The sequence below is a fragment of the Streptomyces sp. SN-593 genome (genome assembly GCF_016756395.1).
GTDB lineage: Bacteria > Actinomycetota > Actinomycetes > Streptomycetales > Streptomycetaceae > Actinacidiphila > Actinacidiphila reveromycinica.
Genome location: NZ_AP018365.1, coordinates 4884758 through 4900859 on the forward strand (window position 1 = coordinate 4884758; position 16102 = coordinate 4900859).

Annotated in this window: 18 protein-coding genes; 12 read left to right on the forward strand and 6 right to left on the reverse strand. The window is 73.3% G+C overall.

Annotated features, from left to right (window positions below):
- Positions 1 to 246 precede the first annotated feature (246 nt).
- The 3 genes from RVR_RS20460 to RVR_RS20470 all read left to right on the forward strand — a co-directional run bounded on the left by RVR_RS20460 (position 247) and on the right by RVR_RS20470 (position 1854).
- Positions 247 to 723: a helix-turn-helix domain-containing protein gene (locus RVR_RS20460; RefSeq protein ID WP_202235230.1), complete on the forward strand. Its 477-nt coding sequence runs from the start codon at positions 247 to 249 to the stop codon at positions 721 to 723.
- A gap of 5 nt (positions 724 to 728) precedes the next feature.
- Positions 729 to 1325 carry a hypothetical protein gene (locus RVR_RS20465; protein ID WP_202235231.1) on the forward strand — a complete coding sequence of 199 codons (597 nt, stop codon included), beginning with the start codon at positions 729 to 731 and terminating at the stop codon, positions 1323 to 1325.
- 154 nt (positions 1326 to 1479) lie between these two features.
- Positions 1480 to 1854 (forward strand): DUF2516 family protein, encoded by a 375-nt coding sequence (locus tag RVR_RS20470; protein WP_202238829.1) that lies wholly within the window; start codon positions 1480 to 1482, stop codon positions 1852 to 1854.
- 92 nt (positions 1855 to 1946) lie between these two features.
- Here RVR_RS20470 and RVR_RS20475 read toward each other — a convergent pair whose 3' ends face one another.
- Positions 1947 to 3311, reverse strand: coding sequence for a PP2C family protein-serine/threonine phosphatase (locus RVR_RS20475; protein ID WP_202235232.1), 1365 nt, complete (start codon positions 3309 to 3311; stop codon positions 1947 to 1949).
- Between the two features lie 532 nt (positions 3312 to 3843).
- Positions 3844 to 4656, reverse strand: a complete 813-nt coding sequence (locus RVR_RS20480; RefSeq protein ID WP_202235233.1) for a class I SAM-dependent methyltransferase — start codon at positions 4654 to 4656, stop codon at positions 3844 to 3846.
- A 229-nt stretch (positions 4657 to 4885) separates the two neighbouring features.
- Between RVR_RS20480 and mshA the strand changes: the two genes are divergently transcribed.
- The 3 genes from mshA (at position 4886) to RVR_RS20495 (ending at position 7675) form a co-directional block, all read left to right on the forward strand.
- Entirely contained in the window at positions 4886 to 6229 is a 1344-nt protein-coding gene (gene mshA / locus RVR_RS20485) for a D-inositol-3-phosphate glycosyltransferase (RefSeq protein WP_202235234.1), read from the forward strand.
- A complete protein-coding gene (locus RVR_RS20490; RefSeq protein WP_202235235.1) occupies positions 6222 to 6776 on the forward strand; it encodes a type III secretion system chaperone family protein in 555 nt (184 codons plus the stop codon). Before mshA ends, RVR_RS20490 begins: the two co-directional genes overlap by 8 nt.
- Before the next feature lie 140 nt (positions 6777 to 6916).
- A complete protein-coding gene (locus tag RVR_RS20495) occupies positions 6917 to 7675 on the forward strand; it encodes a phosphoglyceromutase (protein WP_202235236.1) in 759 nt (252 codons plus the stop codon).
- A gap of 102 nt (positions 7676 to 7777) precedes the next feature.
- On the opposite strand, the gene RVR_RS20500 is transcribed toward RVR_RS20495, so the two are convergent.
- On the reverse strand, positions 7778 to 8767 hold the full coding sequence (locus tag RVR_RS20500) for an alpha/beta hydrolase (protein WP_202235237.1): 990 nt from the start codon (positions 8765 to 8767) through the stop codon (positions 7778 to 7780).
- Positions 8768 to 8956: 189 nt separating this feature from the next.
- Here RVR_RS20500 and RVR_RS20505 point away from each other — a divergent pair, with 189 nt between their 5' ends.
- On the forward strand, positions 8957 to 9469 hold the full coding sequence (locus tag RVR_RS20505) for a MarR family winged helix-turn-helix transcriptional regulator (protein ID WP_202235238.1): 513 nt from the start codon (positions 8957 to 8959) through the stop codon (positions 9467 to 9469).
- Between the two features lie 72 nt (positions 9470 to 9541).
- Here the strand turns inward: RVR_RS20505 and RVR_RS20510 are convergent, their stop codons facing one another.
- Positions 9542 to 9709, reverse strand: a complete 168-nt coding sequence (locus RVR_RS20510) for a hypothetical protein (RefSeq protein WP_202239703.1) — start codon at positions 9707 to 9709, stop codon at positions 9542 to 9544.
- 168 nt (positions 9710 to 9877) lie between these two features.
- Entirely contained in the window at positions 9878 to 10558 is a 681-nt protein-coding gene (phoU, locus tag RVR_RS20515) for a phosphate signaling complex protein PhoU (protein ID WP_202235239.1), read from the reverse strand.
- Positions 10559 to 10781: 223 nt separating this feature from the next.
- On the opposite strand from phoU, the gene phoR reads away from it, so the two are divergent.
- Positions 10782 to 12128, forward strand: coding sequence for a two-component system sensor histidine kinase PhoR (phoR, locus tag RVR_RS20520; RefSeq protein WP_202235240.1), 1347 nt, complete (start codon positions 10782 to 10784; stop codon positions 12126 to 12128).
- Positions 12125 to 12805, forward strand: coding sequence for a two-component system response regulator PhoP (phoP, locus tag RVR_RS20525; RefSeq protein WP_202235241.1), 681 nt, complete (start codon positions 12125 to 12127; stop codon positions 12803 to 12805). Before phoR ends, phoP begins: the two co-directional genes overlap by 4 nt.
- A gap of 127 nt (positions 12806 to 12932) precedes the next feature.
- Here phoP and RVR_RS20530 read toward each other — a convergent pair whose 3' ends face one another.
- Positions 12933 to 13541, reverse strand: coding sequence for a DUF461 domain-containing protein (locus RVR_RS20530; RefSeq protein WP_202235242.1), 609 nt, complete (start codon positions 13539 to 13541; stop codon positions 12933 to 12935).
- Positions 13542 to 14004: 463 nt separating this feature from the next.
- Between RVR_RS20530 and RVR_RS20535 the strand changes: the two genes are divergently transcribed.
- The 3 genes from RVR_RS20535 to ispF all read left to right on the forward strand — a co-directional run bounded on the left by RVR_RS20535 (position 14005) and on the right by ispF (position 16012).
- Positions 14005 to 14487 carry a CarD family transcriptional regulator gene (locus RVR_RS20535; protein WP_103889522.1) on the forward strand — a complete coding sequence of 161 codons (483 nt, stop codon included), beginning with the start codon at positions 14005 to 14007 and terminating at the stop codon, positions 14485 to 14487.
- 285 nt (positions 14488 to 14772) lie between these two features.
- Positions 14773 to 15483, forward strand: coding sequence for a 2-C-methyl-D-erythritol 4-phosphate cytidylyltransferase (ispD, locus tag RVR_RS20540; RefSeq protein WP_202238832.1), 711 nt, complete (start codon positions 14773 to 14775; stop codon positions 15481 to 15483).
- On the forward strand, positions 15473 to 16012 hold the full coding sequence (gene ispF, locus RVR_RS20545; protein WP_202235243.1) for a 2-C-methyl-D-erythritol 2,4-cyclodiphosphate synthase: 540 nt from the start codon (positions 15473 to 15475) through the stop codon (positions 16010 to 16012). Before ispD ends, ispF begins: the two co-directional genes overlap by 11 nt.
- Positions 16013 to 16102: the final 90 nt, after the last annotated feature.

Below are 16102 nucleotides of genomic sequence, written 5' to 3' on the forward strand. Positions count from 1 at the left end.
GCCGACTTCCAGCCAAAGATGGCGTGATCACTCTGTGCGTCGGGCGCCTCGCGCTCCGCCGCTCAGGCCGTGCCGGTTTTTCCGTCCCGAGCGGTCCGGCGGCACGCTGGCGGGGCTTTTCCCGGCGCACGAGGGGCGTCCCGCGCATGCGCCGGGAGTCGGTCTCCTGACCCGTACGGGTGATGGGGGAAACAGTTGCAAGCGGGTTGCTTGCAAAAGTTAGCGGACTGCTGCACGCTGGAGCGCATGAGTGCGTTGAAGGTGGGCGGGCTGGGGGAGTTCCTGCGGGAGCAGCGGCGCAGTGCGCAGCTGAGCCTGCGGCAGCTCGCCGATGCCGCGGGGGTGTCGAACCCCTATCTGAGCCAGATCGAGCGCGGGCTGCGGAAGCCCAGCGCGGAGATCCTGCAGCAGCTCGCGAAGGCGCTGCGGATATCCGCCGAGACGCTCTACGTCCAGGCCGGCATCCTCGACGCGCGCGAGCGGGACGAGCTGGAGGTGCCCGCGGCGATCCTGGCCGACCCCTCGATCAACGAGCGGCAGAAGCAGGTGCTGATCCAGATCTACGAGTCCTTCCGCAAGGAGAACGCCGCGGCGCCGGACGGGGCGGACGGCACGGGCACCGGCTGGGAGGCGGACCGCGACGAGGCGGCCGCGTCGGTGGCCGCGCGACGGGCGGCGCAGCACACGACGAGCAAGCGACGAAGCAAGGAAGAAGAGGGCTGAGAGCAATGACGATCACCGACGACATCGTGAAGGGCCTGCGCAACCCCACCCCGCTGTACGCCGTCGCGGGCACCGCCGACCTGGCAGCGGAGAAGCTGCGCGAGGTGCCGGGGATGCTGGACAAGCTGCGCGAGCAGGCGCCCGAGCGGATCGGGAAGCTGCGGGCGACGGACCCGAAGGACGTGCAGCAGCGCGTCACCGAGGGAGCCCGGGACGCCCAGACCAGGCTCAACGAGACGTTCTCCGACCTGGACCTGAAGGAGCTGCGCCCCGACCTGCGGAAGATCGGCGAGTCCGTGCAGGGACTGGCGCTCCAGGGCGTCGGCCGCGCCGCGGGCTACGCGGTGCGCACCCGCGAGACGTACGACGAGCTGGCCGAGCGCGGCAAGGGCGCCGTGGCGAAGTGGCGCGGCGGGGCCGCCGACACCGGGAAGGAGTCCGCGGAGATCGCGGCCAAGCCGCCGGCCGGGCCGGCGGACGAGCCCGCGCCCGCGGCCAAGGCGAAGCCGCGGTCCGCCGAGGCGGCGGACGCGCCGAAGCCGGCCGCCCCGAGGAAGCCCGCCGCCCAGCGCCGCACCACCCCCAAGAAGCCGGCCGAGTAGTCCGCCGAGCGAAGGGTGACAGCCCCCGTCCGGGAGCGGGCGGGGGCCGCCGGACCGTGGTGGCGGACCGGGCACGGGATGCGCGTCCGGTCCGTTAGGCGGGTAGGACCGGTACGGTGGCCATGACCAGACAGTGACTGAGGCGGTGGACGACTTGCTGATCACAGCGTTCTTTTCGGTGTTCGGCCTGATCTCGTTGGCGCTCTTCCTCTTCGCGCTCTTCGCGTTCGTCGACGCGGCGATCCGCCGTGAGGACGCCTACCGCGCGGCGGACAAGAACACCAAGGCGTTCTGGCTGATCATCCTCGGCATCGCGGCTGCGGTGATGAAGCTGTTCAGCATCATGTCGTTCCTGCCGGTCATCGGCCTGATCGCGGTGATCGTGTACATGGTGGACGTCCGTCCGGCCGTCCGCGCGGTCAGTGGCCGCGGGCGCGGCGCCGGCCGGATCGGCGGCCGTTTCGGGCGCCGTGGTGGCGGGGGCAGCAGCAGCGACGGCCCCTACGGCCCGTACAACGGCCGCCGCTAGGAGCCAGCCGAGCCGGCCGGGGGAGCGGAGAGCCGTGACCGGTCGGGGGCCCTGGCCCGCCGGCAGCCGTCGGACCCGTGCTTGAGGGGCTGCTACGCCTGCCGCTCCAGCAGCACCACGGCCACGTCGTCCGTCAGTTCCCCGCCGTTCAGTTCGCGCACCTTCGCCATGGTCGCGTCGAGCAGTTCCTCGCCGCCGAGCCCGGCCGCCATCAGCTCCCCGGCGAGCCCGATCATGCCCTCCTGGCCCAGCCGCTGCGTGCCTTTGCCGATCCGGCCCTCGATCAGGCCGTCCGTGTAGAGCATCAGTGACCACTCGCCGTCGAGCCGCACCCCGATCCGCTCCCACGCGGCGTCCGGCAACAGCCCGAGCGCCGGACCGCCCGCCTCGTACGGCAGAAGTGCCGGCGGCCGGCCGGGCGCGGCGATCATCGGGGTCGGGTGCCCGGCCAGGTGCAGCCGGGCCGTCCGGTTGTCCGGCGCGATGTCGACCGCGCACAGTGTCGCGAAGACCTCGTCGTCGGCCCGCTCGTGCACCAGCACGTTCTGCAGGGTGCGCAGCAGTTCCTCGCCGCCCAGACCGGCGAAGGTCAGCGCCCGCCAGGCGATCCGCAGTTCCACGCCGAGCGCGGCCGCGTCCGGGCCGTGCCCGCACACGTCGCCGATCATGGCGTGCACGGTTCCGTCGGGGGTGCGCACGGTGTCGTAGAAGTCGCCGCCGAGCAGGGCCCGGCTGCGGCCGGGGCGGTAGCGCGAGGCGAACCGCAGCCCGTTCGCCCCCTCCAGCAGCGGAACGGGCAGCAGTCCGCGCTCCAGGCGCCGGTTCTCCTGGGCGAGCAGCCGGGTCTCGGTGAGCTGCCGCTGCGCGAGGTCGGCGCGCTTGCGCTCCACCGCGTAGCGCACGGCCCGGGTGACGGTGCCGCCGTCGACGCCGTCCCGTACGAGGTGGTCCTGCGCGCCGACCCGGACCGCCTCGGCGGCCGCCTCCCCGCCGTCCGTCCCGTCGGTGAGCACGAGCACGGCGGTGCCCGGGGCCAGCCGCAGTACCTGCTGGAGCCCGTCGAGCACGTCCGGCAGGTCGAGCAGGATGCAGTGCACGTCGTCGGTGAGCAGCCGCCCCGCCGCGGTCAGGTTGCGGGCCCTCAGCACGCGGATGCGGGGGCCGCCCGGCTCGTGGAAGTAGGGCGCGGTGAAGGCGCCGGCCGGGTCGTCGCCGATCACCAGCAGCGTCAGCACGGTCGGGTCGGGGACGGTGTCCTGCCGCTGGCGGGGCAGCGTGACCGACGGCCCGCCGCCATCGGGCTCGGCGCCCGGTGCCGCCGGCCCGGAAGGAGCGTCCTGCCGGGCCGGGGCATCCGTCGAGGAATCCGTCGCGGCGTCCGCGGGCACGCCTGCCCGGCCCTGGGCACCGCTGCGGGTGTCCGAGGGCCGTTCGGTGCCGCGCCTGGCTGCGGACATCACTCGACTCCTTCCCTCCCCTGAGGTCTCGGTCTGGCGACCCTAGTGGTTCCGGAGGACGGTGAGGGAGTGCCCAAAGTGAATCCCGAGCGGCATATGCCGGGGCGGACGGGCGGTTTGGGAGCCAATGAGGGCATCCGCGCATGACGAAGGTCACGCGTGGTGGGTGCAACCGTGTGGCGAACGCGACCCTGATCCGGGTCCGGGGCCCTCCGCCGGGCGGATCACGCGGTCGTCTGGGGCGCTCACCGGTCCGGTTCGCGCGGTGGGCGGGCGGCCCGACGTTTCGGTTCGCGCGGTCGCCTGGGCGCTCGCCGGTCCGGGCCTTCCGTCCCGCTCGCACGCCGCGCTCGCCCGCCCCGTCGTCTGCCCGGCTCACCCGTCCGGCCCATCTGCCCGGCTCACCCGTTCGCCGAGGTCGTTCACCCGGTCGGCCGGCATCCGATCAGCCTGCATCCGCTGATCCGCCGATCCGCCCGATCAGCCGATCCGGCGGCCTGTCGGCTTCTCGGCCCATGAGCCCCGGGCCCGCTCAGCCGGCGGGCGCGACGGACGTCCACGCCACCGTGACCTCGCCCTGCCGCCAGCGGGCGGGCCCGTCGAGCACCGGCCACCCCTGCCCCCGCAGGTCGCCGACCGCCCTGATCCAGCGCTGGCGGGCGCCGAGCGCGGACAGGGGAGCCGCGGTGGCCCAGGCGCGGTCGAAGGCCGTGAGGAACGCGTGGACCGGCTCACCCGGCACATTACGGTGGATGAGCGCCTTCGGCAGCCGTTCGGCGAGGTCGGACGGGCGGTCGAGCGAACCGAGCCGGGTCGCGAAGGTGACGCTGCGCGGGCCTTCCGGCCCGAGCGCGACCCAGACGTGCCGGCGCCCGATCTCGTCGCAGGTGCCCTCCACCAGGAGGCCGCCGGGTGCCAGCCGGCCCCGGAGCGCGGCCCACACGCCCGCCACCTCGGCCTCGTCGTACTGCCGCAGGACGTTCGCCGCGCGGATCAGCAGCGGGCGGCGGCCGCCAGGCAGCGGGAGCTCGAAGCCGCCGTGCAGGAAGGCCAGTCCGTCGCGGGTGTAGGGGAGCGCGGCGGCGACCCGGGCGGGATCGATCTCCACGCCGACCACCTCGGCCTGCGGCCGTACCCGCCGCAGCCGTCCCAGCAGCTCGACGGCGGTCCAGGGCGCGGCGCCGTAGCCGAGGTCGACGGCGAGCGGGTCGGCGGCGCCGCGCAGCTCCCGGGCGAGGGTGGCCGCGATCCACCGGTCCATGCGGCGCAGCCGGTTGGGGTTGGTGGTGCCCCTGGTGACCGTGCCCACTGTGCCCACCGCGCCGGTCGGGTGCCTGCCGCTCATGGAACGAGGGTAGAAGCGGTGTGCGGGCCCGCCGATCCGGGGCCGCCGCGGCGCCCGGCCGCGCATGCCCGCCGGCGGGTCGGCGGGGTGCTCGGAGGGGCTCGCCCCGCGGGAAGGGCCCTGCCCGCCCCGTAACGACCGGGCATCGGTTCGGCCGGCCGGAAATGGAATCGCCGGTTCCGATGTTGACGCGGGTTGACGACGAACGTACGGCTGCCGGAAGGATCGCATGGTGACCACGCACACGTCCCGGCTCGCCGCCCGCCGCGGGGCCCTCTACAAGCGGTGGGCGGGCGGACGCCGGGTGCGGCGGGTGGCGATGCTGAGCGTGCACACCTCCCCCCTGCACCAGCCGGGCACCGGCGACGCCGGCGGCATGAACGTGTACATCGTGGAGCTGGCCCGGCGGCTGGCCGAGCAGAACGTCGAGGTCGAGATCTTCACCCGGGCCACCACCGGCGACGCGCCCGCCGTGGTCGAGCTGGCCCCCGGCGTGCTGGTGCGGCACGTGGACGCGGGACCGTACGAAGGGCTCGCCAAGGAGGACCTGCCGGCGCAGCTGTGTGCGTTCACGCACGGCGTCATGCAGGCGTGGGCCGGCCACCGCCCCGGCCACTACGACCTGGTGCACTCCCACTACTGGCTCTCCGGCCACGTCGGCTGGCTGGCCGCCGAGCGCTGGGGCGTCCCCCTGGTGCACGCCATGCACACGATGGCGAAGGTGAAGAACGCGGCGCTGGCCGACGACGACTGCCCCGAACCGACCGCCCGGGTGATCGGTGAGACGCAGGTGGTCGCCGCGGCGGACCGGCTGATCGCGAACACCGACGAGGAGGCCGCCGAACTGGTGCGGCACTACGACGCGGAGCCCGACAGGGTCGCGGTGGTGCACCCCGGGGTGAACCTCGACCGCTTCCGGCCCGAGGCCGGCGGCCGCGCCGCCGCCCGGCAGCGGCTCGGACTGCCGCAGGACGCGGTGATCCCGCTGTTCGCCGGCCGGATACAGCCGCTGAAGGCACCGGACGTGCTGGTCCGGGCGGCGGCGGTGCTGCTGGAGCGCGACCCCTCGCTGCGCGACCGGCTGGTGGTGCCGATCGTCGGCGGTCCCAGCGGCAGCGGGCTGACCAGGCCCGAGGCGCTGCACAAGCTGGCCGCGCGGCTCGGGGTGTGCGACGTCGTCCGGTTCCGGCCGCCGGTGGACCAGGAGCAGCTCGCGGACTGGTACCGCGCGGCGACCGTGCTCGTCATGCCGTCCTACAGCGAGTCGTTCGGGCTGGTCGCGATCGAGGCCCAGGCGTGCGGCACGCCGGTGGTCGCCGCGTCGGTCGGCGGTCTGCCGGTCGCGGTCGCCGACGGCCGGACCGGCTTCCTCGTTCCCGGGCACGACCCCCGGGACTATGCCGAGGTGTTGCGGCGCTTCGTGGACGACCCGCAGCTCGCGGACGGCCTCGGCGCGGCCGCGGCCCGGCACGCCCGCGGCTTCGGCTGGGACGCGGCGGCGGCGCACACCGCCGACGTGTACGCGGCAGCGCAACAGGAGTACCGCCGTCACCTACGATCGGCCCATGGCTGACGATTCCCCGGAGCGGCCCGGGTCCCCACAGTCCTCCGCACCGAAGGGATCGGCGGCGGCCCCCGCCGCCCGGGCCCGCGCGGCGGTGGAGCAGGCGCTGCGCGAGGCCGAACTCCCGTGGGAGTCGCCCCGCGCGGGCACCTACGTCACCCAACTCCCGGGCACCCGCAAGCTGTCCACGACCACCCAGCTCATCGTGGGCGAGCACACCCTCTCCCTCAACGCCTTCGTGATCCGCCACCCGGACGAGAACCACGACGCCTTCCACCGCTGGCTGCTCGAACGCAACCTCCGCACCTACGGCGTCGCCTACGCCGTCGACCGGCTGGGCGACGTCTACCTCACCGGCCGGCTGCCGCTGGCCGCGGTCACCCCGGAGGAGGTCGACCGGCTGCTCGGCGCGGTCCTGGAGAACGCGGACGGCCCCTTCAACGCGCTGCTGGAGATCGGCTTCGCGTCGGCGATCCGCAAGGAGTACGCCTGGCGCGTGTCCCGCGGCGAGTCCACCCGCAACCTCGACGCGTTCGCCCACCTCACCGAGTCGTAAGGCCCGCTTCACGATTTCACGCCTTACGTGGGGAGGCGGGGCGAGGCCGGATCGCGACGGCTGCGGCGCGGGTGCGGGGCGGCGGAGGGGCGGGGCAGGGCGGTCGAAGGGCGCCCGCCGATCTCCATTACGCTCGGGGCATGGCTGCTGCTGCGTACAAGCTGATCCTCCTCCGCCACGGCGAGAGCGAGTGGAACGCGAAGAACCTCTTCACCGGCTGGGTGGACGTCAACCTCAACGACAAGGGCGAGAAGGAGGCGGTCCGGGGCGGCGAGCTGCTCAAGGACGCCGGCCTGCTCCCCGACGTGCTGCACACCTCGTTGCTCAAGCGCGCGATCCGCACCTCGCAGCTCGCCCTCGAATCGGCCGACCGCCTCTGGATCCCGGTCCGGCGCTCCTGGCGGTTGAACGAGCGGCACTACGGCGCGCTCCAGGGCAAGGACAAGGCGCAGACCCTCGCGGAGTTCGGCGAGGAGCAGTTCATGCTCTGGCGCCGCTCCTACGACACCCCGCCGCCCGTGCTCGCCGACGGCGGTGAGTTCTCCCAGTCCGACGACCCGCGCTACGCGAGCATCCCGCCGGAGCTGCGGCCCCGCACCGAGTGCCTCAAGGACGTCGTCGACCGGATGCTCCCGTACTGGTACGACGGCATCGTGCCCGACCTGCTCACCGGCCGCACGGTGCTGGTGGTCGCCCACGGCAACTCGCTGCGCGCGCTGGTCAAGCACCTCGACGGCGTCTCCGACGCCGACATCGCGGGCCTGAACATCCCCACGGGCATCCCGCTGTCCTACGACCTCGACGCCGACTTCCGCCCGGTCACCCCCGGCGGCACCTACCTCGACCCCGACGCCGCGGCCGCCGCGATCGAAGCGGTCAAGAACCAGGGCAAGAAGTAGTCCGCTCCGGCTCGACCGTGCCCCCTGTCCGCGACTTCTCCCGCGGGCAGGGGGCACGGTCGCGTCCTGGAGCCGGGCCCAGGCCCGGGGCCGGGACGGGGGTCAGGGGCGGAGGGCGGCGCGGAGGGTGTCCACCGCGAGGGTGATCGCGGCCTCGGCGGCGTGGGTCCCGCGCAGCGCGTCGACCATGACGAAGTCGTGGATGATGCCCTGGTAGCGCACCGCGGTGACCGGCACCCCGGCGGCGCGCAGCTTGTTGGCGTACGCCTCGCCCTCGTCGCGCAGGACGTCCGCCTCGCCGGTGATCACCAGGGCCGGGGGCAGGCCGGCCAGTTGCTCGGTGGTGGCCCGCAGCGGCGACGCGGTGATCTCGGCCCGCTCGGCCTCGCTGGTCGTGTACTGGTCCCAGAACCACTGCATGCCCTCGCGGGCCAGGAAGTAGCCGGTGGCGAACCGGTGGTAGGACTCGGTGTCGAACGACGCGTCGGTGACCGGGTAGAAGAGCACCTGCTGGCGCAGTCGGACGTCCCCGCGCTCCTTGGCCTGGAGGGTGAGGGCCGCGGCCATGTTCCCGCCGACCGAGTCGCCGGCGACGGCGATCCGCTCGGGGTCCAGGCCGTGCCCCGCCCCCTCGGTGCCGATCCACCGCGCGACGGCGTAGTTCTGCTCGATGGCGACGGGGTAGCGCGCCTCGGGCGAGCGGTCGTACTCGGGGAAGACCACGGCCGCCCCGGTCCCGACGGCGAGCTCCCGCACCAGCCGGTCGTGGGTGTGCGCGTTGCCGAACACCCAGCCCGCGCCGTGGATGTAGAGGACCACCGGCAGCGGGCCCTCGGCCCCCTGCGGGCGGACGATCCGGGCCCGCACGCTGCCGGTGGGGCCGCCCTGCACGGTCACCCACTCCTCGTCGACGGCCGGCTTCGGGGTGTCGCCCGCCTGCACCTCGTCCACGGCGGCCCGTCCCTCGGCCGGCGGCAACTGGTAGAGGAACGGCGGCTTGGAGGTGGCTTCGGCGAAGGCCGCGGCGGCCGGTTCGAGGACCGGGGAGCGGGGCGTGTAGTCGGCGGCGCCTGCGGCGGGTGCGGTGGTCATGGTGTTCCTCCCTGCGGTTCGGGCCCCGCGTCGTCCGCGGAACCTCGTGAGCAAGAGACTATGACGCGATTGCCTCGTGTGCAAGTTAAACGGTGGTGAGGTAATCGTGGGCCATCGAATCGTGTCCTCTGTCCTCGGTCGCGTGGTGAGCAGTAGCCTGGAGCCCGCGAAACCAACGGAGGAGGCGCGATGGCCAACAGCGACACGCAGGCGGCGGCCGCGGTGAGCGGGGCGGCCGAGCGGGCGGCGGACGGACCGGACTCCGGGGCCGCGCCCGCGACCCTGCTCCTGGACGACCAGTTGTGCTTCGCGCTCTACGCCGCTTCCCGCGCCGTCACCGCGCGCTACCGGCCGCTGCTCGACGCCCTGGGGCTGACCTACCCGCAGTACCTGGTGATGCTGGTGCTCTGGGAGCACGAAGCGGTCGCCGTGAAGGAACTCGGCGCCGCGCTCCAACTCGACTACGGCACCCTGACCCCGCTGCTGAAGCGCCTGGAGGCGAACGGGCTGGTCCGGCGCGAGCGCCGCCCCGACGACGAGCGCTCGGTGCTGGTCACCCTCACCCCCGAGGGCGTCCTGCTCCGGGAGCGGGCCGCGGAGGTGCCGCCGGCGATGGGCGACGCGATGGGCCTCGACGCGCGGCAGACCGCGCAGATCAGGGACCTGCTGCGGCGGCTGACCGCCAATGTGACGCGCGGCTGACCCGCCGCCCGAGCGTGCGTGGGCCCCGCCCGGTCGACCGGGCGGGGCCCACGCACGGGTGAACGACGCGAACTAGTGGGTGCAGCCGCTGCACTGGCAGGGGCCGCCGGACTGGCAGCCGCAGCCGCAGCCCGAACCGCAGCCGCAGGCGGCCACCAGGGGGAGCGGGATGCGCAGCGGGGGCGCGGCGTCCGGAGTGAGGCGGTCGCGGGCGGGCGGTGCGGTGGGGGACTGCGGCATCGGTGACACCCTCCTCAGGCTTGCCTGACCACCAGTGAACCCGGCGCGTACCGGTGTTTCAAGGGCGCACAAGGGCATCCCGGGCGCCCGCCCGCACCTCGCGCGCCCCCTTCCCGACCGCCGGCCGTGCCCCGCGGCGGCCCCGCCTCCCTGGTCGGTCCGCCGCCGTCACACGCCCTCGGCGGACGACGGCGCCGGGCTCAGCTCGTCCGCGTGCTCGCCGGTCACCAGGTAGACCACGCGCTTGGCCACCGACACCGCGTGGTCGGCGAAGCGCTCGTAGTACCGCCCGACCAGGGTGACGTCGACCGCGGTCTCGATGCCGTGTTTCCAGCGGTCGTCCAGGAGGTGCTGGAAGAGGGTGCGGTGCAGCTCGTCCATGCGGTCGTCGTCCGCCTCCAACTGGAGCGCGTCGTCGACGTCCTTGGTGATGATCACCTCTGCGGCCTTCGCCATCAGCCGCTGGGCGAGCTGGCCCATCTCCAGGATGGTGCTGTGCAGGTCGCGCGGCACCACCGTCTCCGGGAAGCGCAGCCGGGTGAGCTTGGCCACGTGCCGCGCCAGGTCACCGGACCGCTCCAGGTCGGCGCTCATCCGCAGACTCGTCACGACGATCCGCAGGTCGGTGGCGACCGGCTGCTGCCGGGCGAGCAGGGTGATCGCCCGGTTCTCCAGCTCCCGCTGGAGGTCGTCCACCTTCTCGTCCGCGGCGATCACGCTCTCCGCGACCTTGAGGTCCGCGTCCAGCATCGCGGTGGTGGCCCGGCCTATCGCGGACCCGACCAGCCGGGCCATCTCGACCAGCCCGTCACCGATCGAGTCCAGCTCCTCGTGGTATGCGTCCCGCATCGCTTTCCTTCCGTACAGGCCGAGGGCACACGTGCCGTGGCCGGAAACGTGTGCTCAAGGGAGAGGCTTCTCCGCCACGCTCACACGCTGATGGCCGTACGCGTACCGATCGCGCATCGCAGGTGAATCCGGACCAACCTCAAGGTGAACTCTTGGCAACGTACATCCGAGAGCTCGTTCGCAGGGTTGTAAAGCGATTGAACAGGCCACCTAACCTGTAGCTGTGGACGTGAACGCGGCAGTGGCCGCAGCCAGCGCGATAGCCGGTCTGCTGACCGGCGCCAGCGCCGTTCTCGCGTTCCGGTGGAGCGAGCGGGAGCAGGCCCGCCCCACCCGCAAAGCGCTACGGACCGACAACATGACCGCTGTACTACCGCCGGGCGTGGACACCGTCCTGTCCGTGCTCCGCTCCTCCGCCGTCGTCCTCGACGAGGGCGACACCGTGGTCAAGGCCAGCTCGGCGGCGTACGCCCTCGGGCTGGTCCGCGGCGGCCGGCTGGCCGTCGACCAGATGCTCCAGATGGCCCGCGAGACCCGCCGGGACGGCGAGATACGGCAGGTCGAGCTCGACCTGCCGCGCCGCGGCGCCGGGCGGGGCGAAGGGCTGGCGGTCTCCGCCCGGGTCGCCCCGCTGGGCTCCCGGCTGGTGCTGCTGCTGGTGGAGGACCTGACCGAGGCGCGCCGCATCGAGGCGGTGCGCCGTGACTTCGTGGCGAACGTCAGCCACGAGCTGAAGACCCCGGTCGGCGCCCTGTCGCTGCTCTCCGAAGCGGTGATGGACGCCTCCGACGACCCCGAGGCGGTCAACCGCTTCGCCGGCCGCATGCAGATCGAGGCCACCCGGCTGACCAGCCTGGTACAGGAGATCATCGACCTGTCCCGGGTCCAGGACGACGACGCCCTCGTCGACGCCGAGCCGGTCGCCGTGGACGACCTCGTCGCCGAGGCCGTCGACCGCTGCCGGCAGCCCGCCAACTCCAAACAGATCACCATGGCCACCGGCACCACCCCCGACCTGTACATCTGGGGCAACCGCGGCCAGCTCGCCGCCGCCCTCGGCAACCTCGTCGAGAACGCCGTCAACTACAGCCCGGCCCGCACCCGGGTCGGCATAGCCGGCCGCAGGATCAGCGGGTCGGGAGGGGACCGGATCGAGATCTCCGTGACGGACCAGGGCATCGGCATCTCCGAGCGGGACCGCGAGCGGGTCTTCGAGCGCTTCTACCGGGTCGACCCGGCGCGTTCGCGGGCCACCGGCGGCACCGGCCTCGGCCTGTCCATCGTCAAGCACGTGGCCGCCTCGCACGGCGGGGAGGTCACGGTGTGGAGCGTCGAGGGACAGGGCTCCACCTTCACGCTGCGGCTGCCGGAGGCGGCCCGCGGCCGCTCCCCGGAAGCGGGCGCGGGGCCGGACCGCTCCGGCCGCCGCTCCCACCCGGCGGACCGCTCCGACCCCCCCGAGCGCTCCGACCCGGACGAGCAGGACGACGACGCCGTCGAGGAACCGACGGACGACAAGCTCTTCCAGACCCTCCCCGAACACATCCCCGCCCCGGAGGTCCTCCCGTGACCCGCGTACTCGTCGTAGAGGACGAAGAGTCCTTCAGCGACGCGCTGTCGTACATGCTCCGCAAGGAGGGCTTCGAGGTCGCGATCTCCGCGACCGGGCCCGACGCGCTGGACGAGTTCGAGCGCAACGGCGCCGACCTGGTACTGCTCGACCTGATGCTGCCCGGCCTGCCCGGCACCGAGGTCTGCCGCCAGCTCCGGCTCAAGTCCAACGTCCCGGTGATCATGGTGACCGCCAAGGACAGCGAGATCGACAAGGTGGTCGGCCTGGAGATAGGGGCCGACGACTACGTGACCAAGCCCTTCTCCTCCCGCGAGCTGGTCGCCCGCATCCGCGCGGTGCTGCGCCGCAGGGGCGAGCCGGAGGAGGTCTCGCCGGCCGCGCTGGAGGCCGGCCCGGTCCGGATGGACGTGGACCGGCACGTGGTCACCGTCGGAGGCGGCAAGGTGGACCTGCCGCTGAAGGAGTTCGACCTGCTGGAGATGCTGCTGCGCAACGCCGGGCGGGTGCTGACCCGGATGCAGCTCATCGACCGGGTCTGGGGCGCTGACTACGTCGGCGACACCAAGACCCTCGACGTCCACGTCAAGCGGCTGCGCGCGAAGATCGAGCCGGACCCGGGCGCGCCGCGCTACCTGGTGACGGTCCGCGGCCTCGGCTACAAGTTCGAGCCGTAGGACGGCCCGCCGCCTCCCCGCGGGCGCGGCCGCCGGGAACGTGAGCCGCCAGGAACGTGAGGGGGCCGGCACCAGGTGCCGGCCCCCTCACGTTCCTGGGCGCGCCCCTACGACGCGGGCGCGCGCCTCACGACGTGGGCGTCGCGGAACCGGTCGGGGTGCTGCCCGTCGTCGGCGTGCCGCCGGTCGTCGGGGTCGCCGGGGTGGCCGGCTTCGTCGGCGCCGCGGTGGTGGGCAGCGAGCCGGGGCCGTACGGCGCGAAGTAGCTGCTCGCCGGCGTCACGTTGACGTTCATCTTCACCGCGCCGGAGGAGCTGAAGGAGAAGACGGCGTTCTGGACGTCGCCGTCGCGCAGCGCCTCGCCGCCTCCGGTCAGGACGGCCGCCGGGTTGCCCTTGCCGCCGAGCAGCACGCTGCCGTGCGCCGGCACGCTGATCGTCGACTCGCCGTTCGAGCCCTTGAGCTGGGCCATCGTGGTGCCGCCGATCTGCACGGACTGCAGGCTCTGGGCGGACGAACCGTTGTTGAACAGGCGGGCGGTGATGGTCGCCGGACCGCTCGGGTCGGTGAGCACGAAGGCGTTCTGCACCTTCACGCTGCCCGCCGACCCTGAGTCGCTGTCCGGGTGGACCCCCAGCGTCTGCGCGTCGTTGCCCGCCGAGCAGGCGGCGGCGAGGGGCGCGATCGAGAGCGCGAGTACGGCGGCGACAGCGCCGCGACGGATGCTGCGGACCACGGCGGCGGCATCTCCTTGGGCAGGTTACGGAAGATCTTCCAGCGGCCTTACATTACCGACGCGGTGCTCTCGGCCGCGCACCGGCCCCGCCATTAGGGCGGGTTGATTAGCGACGCGCCCGGGGCGGGGCCGGTGCGCCTTTTCCATGATCGGGCAAAATTCGATCTTCGGAGGGCCGGTAACCGGCCATCGGCACGAACGGCGTAGCGAGGACGCACTCCTGCAGGAGGGACGAATCGGGACGTATCGCCCCGTGTTCGGGGCCGCCGGGGGTCGTAACGGGCACGTTTCGCCCCCGGCGCATACCCGCTCCGACCTGCGGATACCCCGCCCCGGAGGTCCCCTCCAGCACGTTCCGGGGGCGCTTGTCAAGCCCCGAGATATGCCCTGACCTGCGGAAACGCCATTCAGAAGACGCCGTTCCCGTGTTACCCTGGATAGCCACGGAAGGGGTACCTGTCACATGACGTTCAAGGTTGGCGACACCGTGGTCTATCCCCATCACGGGGCCGCGCTGATCGAAGCGATCGAAATTCGCCAGATCAAAGGCGTGGACAAGACCTACTTGGTGCTCAAGGTCGCCCAGGGCGACTTGACGGTGCGCGTGCCCGCGGACAATGCGGAGTTCGTCGGCGTGCGCGACGTGGTCGGTCAGGACGGTTTGGACCGGGTCTTCGAGGTGCTGCGCGCGCCGTACACCGAGGAGCCCACCAACTGGTCCCGCCGCTACAAGGCGAATCTCGAGAAGCTCGCGTCCGGCGACGTGATCAAGGTCGCGGAAGTCGTGCGCGACCTGTGGCGCCGCGAGCGCGAGCGCGGCCTGTCGGCGGGTGAGAAGCGCATGCTCGCCAAGGCGCGACAGATCCTGGTCAGCGAACTGGCACTGGCCGAGAACACCAACGAGGACAAGGCCGAGACGCTGCTCGACGAGGTCCTCGCGTCGTAAGACCGTCCCTCTTCGGACGTTCTCGTGTCACGTCCTTGCCGGTGTGCCACCCCACGCCGCCCCATGTGACGTACCGACTTACGCAGACGCACCCCCCGGCCACCCCCGGGGGACCTGCCGTGGCACCCGGTTCAGCAGGACGACCGGGTGCTGCGGCATGCTGATGCCACGGCATGCCCGCCGTGCCGCGGCGGCGACGGTCCTCCGGAGGTCACGGAAGGGGTCCGGAAGAACACCGCGCCAGGCACTCTGAGTGCGATACCCATCTGACACAAGGACACAAACCTGCGTACCGCAGCTGTCATTCCCGCCGCCGGACGTGGCGTCCGGCTGGGCCCCGGCGCGCCCAAGGCGCTGCGCACCCTGGGCGGGGTACCGATGCTCGTCCACGCCGTCCGAGCGATGGCCGCGGCCGAAGCCGTGCAGGTCATCGTGGTGGTCGCCCCGCCGGAGGGCGCGGCCGAGGTGCGGGCGCTGCTCGACTCCCACGAAGCCCCCGGGACCGCCGGTGTGACCACTGTCACCGTCGTGCCCGGCGGGGAGAGCCGGCAGGAATCGGTGCGGCTCGGCCTGGCCGCCCTGCCCGACGACGTCGACGTGGTGCTGGTCCACGACGCGGCCCGCCCCCTGGTGCCCGTCGGGACCGTCGAGGGCGTCGTCGAGGCGGTGCGCGCCGGCGCGCCGGCCGTCGTCCCCGGCCTGCCGCTGGCCGACACCGTCAAGAGCGTCGAGCCGGCGACCGGCGCGGTCACCGGCACCCCGCAGCGCGCCCTGCTGCGCGCCGTGCAGACCCCGCAGGGCTTCGACCGCGCGGTGCTCGCCAAGGCGCACGCCACCGTCACCGAGGACGTGACGGACGACGCGAGCATGGTCGAGCAGCTCGGCCTGCCGGTCCGGGTGGTGCCCGGACACGAGGAGGCGTTCAAGGTGACCCGCCCGCTCGACCTCGTGCTCGCCGAGGCCGTACTCGCCCGCAGGAGGGGCCATGACCGCTGAGCAGCCGACCGTCACGGGCGCGTACGGGACCGGGGCGCCGCCGCTGCCGCAGGTCGGCGTCGGCACCGACATCCACGCCTTCGAGGAGGGCCGCGAGCTGTGGTGCGCGGGCCTGAGGTGGGAGGGCGAGGGGAGCGGGCTGGCCGGCCACTCCGACGCCGACGTGGTCGCGCACGCCGCGTGCAACGCGCTGTTCTCCGCGGCCGGCCTGGGCGACCTCGGCGCCCACTTCGGCACCGGGCGGCCGCAGTGGGCCGGCGCGTCCGGGCTGACACTGCTGGCCGAGGCCGCGCGGATCGTCCGGGACGCGGGCTTCACGATCGGCAACGTCGCCGTCCAGGTGGTCGGGAAGCGGCCGAAGATCGGGAAGCGGCGCGAGGAGGCGCAGCGGGTGCTGGCCGAGGCCGTGGGCGCCCCGGTCTTCGTCAGCGCGGCCACCTCCGACGGGCTGGGCTTCACCGGCCGGGGCGAGGGACTCGCGGCGATCGCCACGGCGCTGGTCGTGCGGAGCGGCCCGGGCGGGTCCTGACGCGGCCGTCCGCGAGGGCCCGCCGGACACGCCCCGCCGGACACGCCTCCGGCGGGCGCCTTCGGGCGCGCTCCCACGCGAGCCGTTATG

Excerpts from the sequence above, each read along its gene's own strand:
- RVR_RS20460 (WP_202235230.1), top strand. The coding sequence starts at position 247 with ATGAGTGCGTTGAAGGTGGGCGGGCTGGGGGAGTTCCTGCGGGAGCAG.
- RVR_RS20465 (WP_202235231.1), top strand. The coding sequence starts at position 729 with ATGACGATCACCGACGACATCGTGAAGGGCCTGCGCAACCCCACCCCG.
- RVR_RS20475 (WP_202235232.1), bottom strand. The coding sequence starts at position 3,311 with ATGTCCGCAGCCAGGCGCGGCACCGAACGGCCCTCGGACACCCGCAGC.
- RVR_RS20480 (WP_202235233.1), bottom strand. The coding sequence starts at position 4,656 with ATGAGCGGCAGGCACCCGACCGGCGCGGTGGGCACAGTGGGCACGGTC.
- mshA (WP_202235234.1), top strand. The coding sequence starts at position 4,886 with ATGGTGACCACGCACACGTCCCGGCTCGCCGCCCGCCGCGGGGCCCTC.
- RVR_RS20490 (WP_202235235.1), top strand. The coding sequence starts at position 6,222 with ATGGCTGACGATTCCCCGGAGCGGCCCGGGTCCCCACAGTCCTCCGCA.
- RVR_RS20495 (WP_202235236.1), top strand. The coding sequence starts at position 6,917 with ATGGCTGCTGCTGCGTACAAGCTGATCCTCCTCCGCCACGGCGAGAGC.
- RVR_RS20500 (WP_202235237.1), bottom strand. The coding sequence starts at position 8,767 with ATGACCACCGCACCCGCCGCAGGCGCCGCCGACTACACGCCCCGCTCC.
- RVR_RS20505 (WP_202235238.1), top strand. The coding sequence starts at position 8,957 with ATGGCCAACAGCGACACGCAGGCGGCGGCCGCGGTGAGCGGGGCGGCC.
- RVR_RS20510 (WP_202239703.1), bottom strand. The coding sequence starts at position 9,709 with ATGCCGCAGTCCCCCACCGCACCGCCCGCCCGCGACCGCCTCACTCCG.
- phoU (WP_202235239.1), bottom strand. The coding sequence starts at position 10,558 with ATGCGGGACGCATACCACGAGGAGCTGGACTCGATCGGTGACGGGCTG.
- RVR_RS20535 (WP_103889522.1), top strand. The coding sequence starts at position 14,005 with ATGACGTTCAAGGTTGGCGACACCGTGGTCTATCCCCATCACGGGGCC.
- ispF (WP_202235243.1), top strand. The coding sequence starts at position 15,473 with ATGACCGCTGAGCAGCCGACCGTCACGGGCGCGTACGGGACCGGGGCG.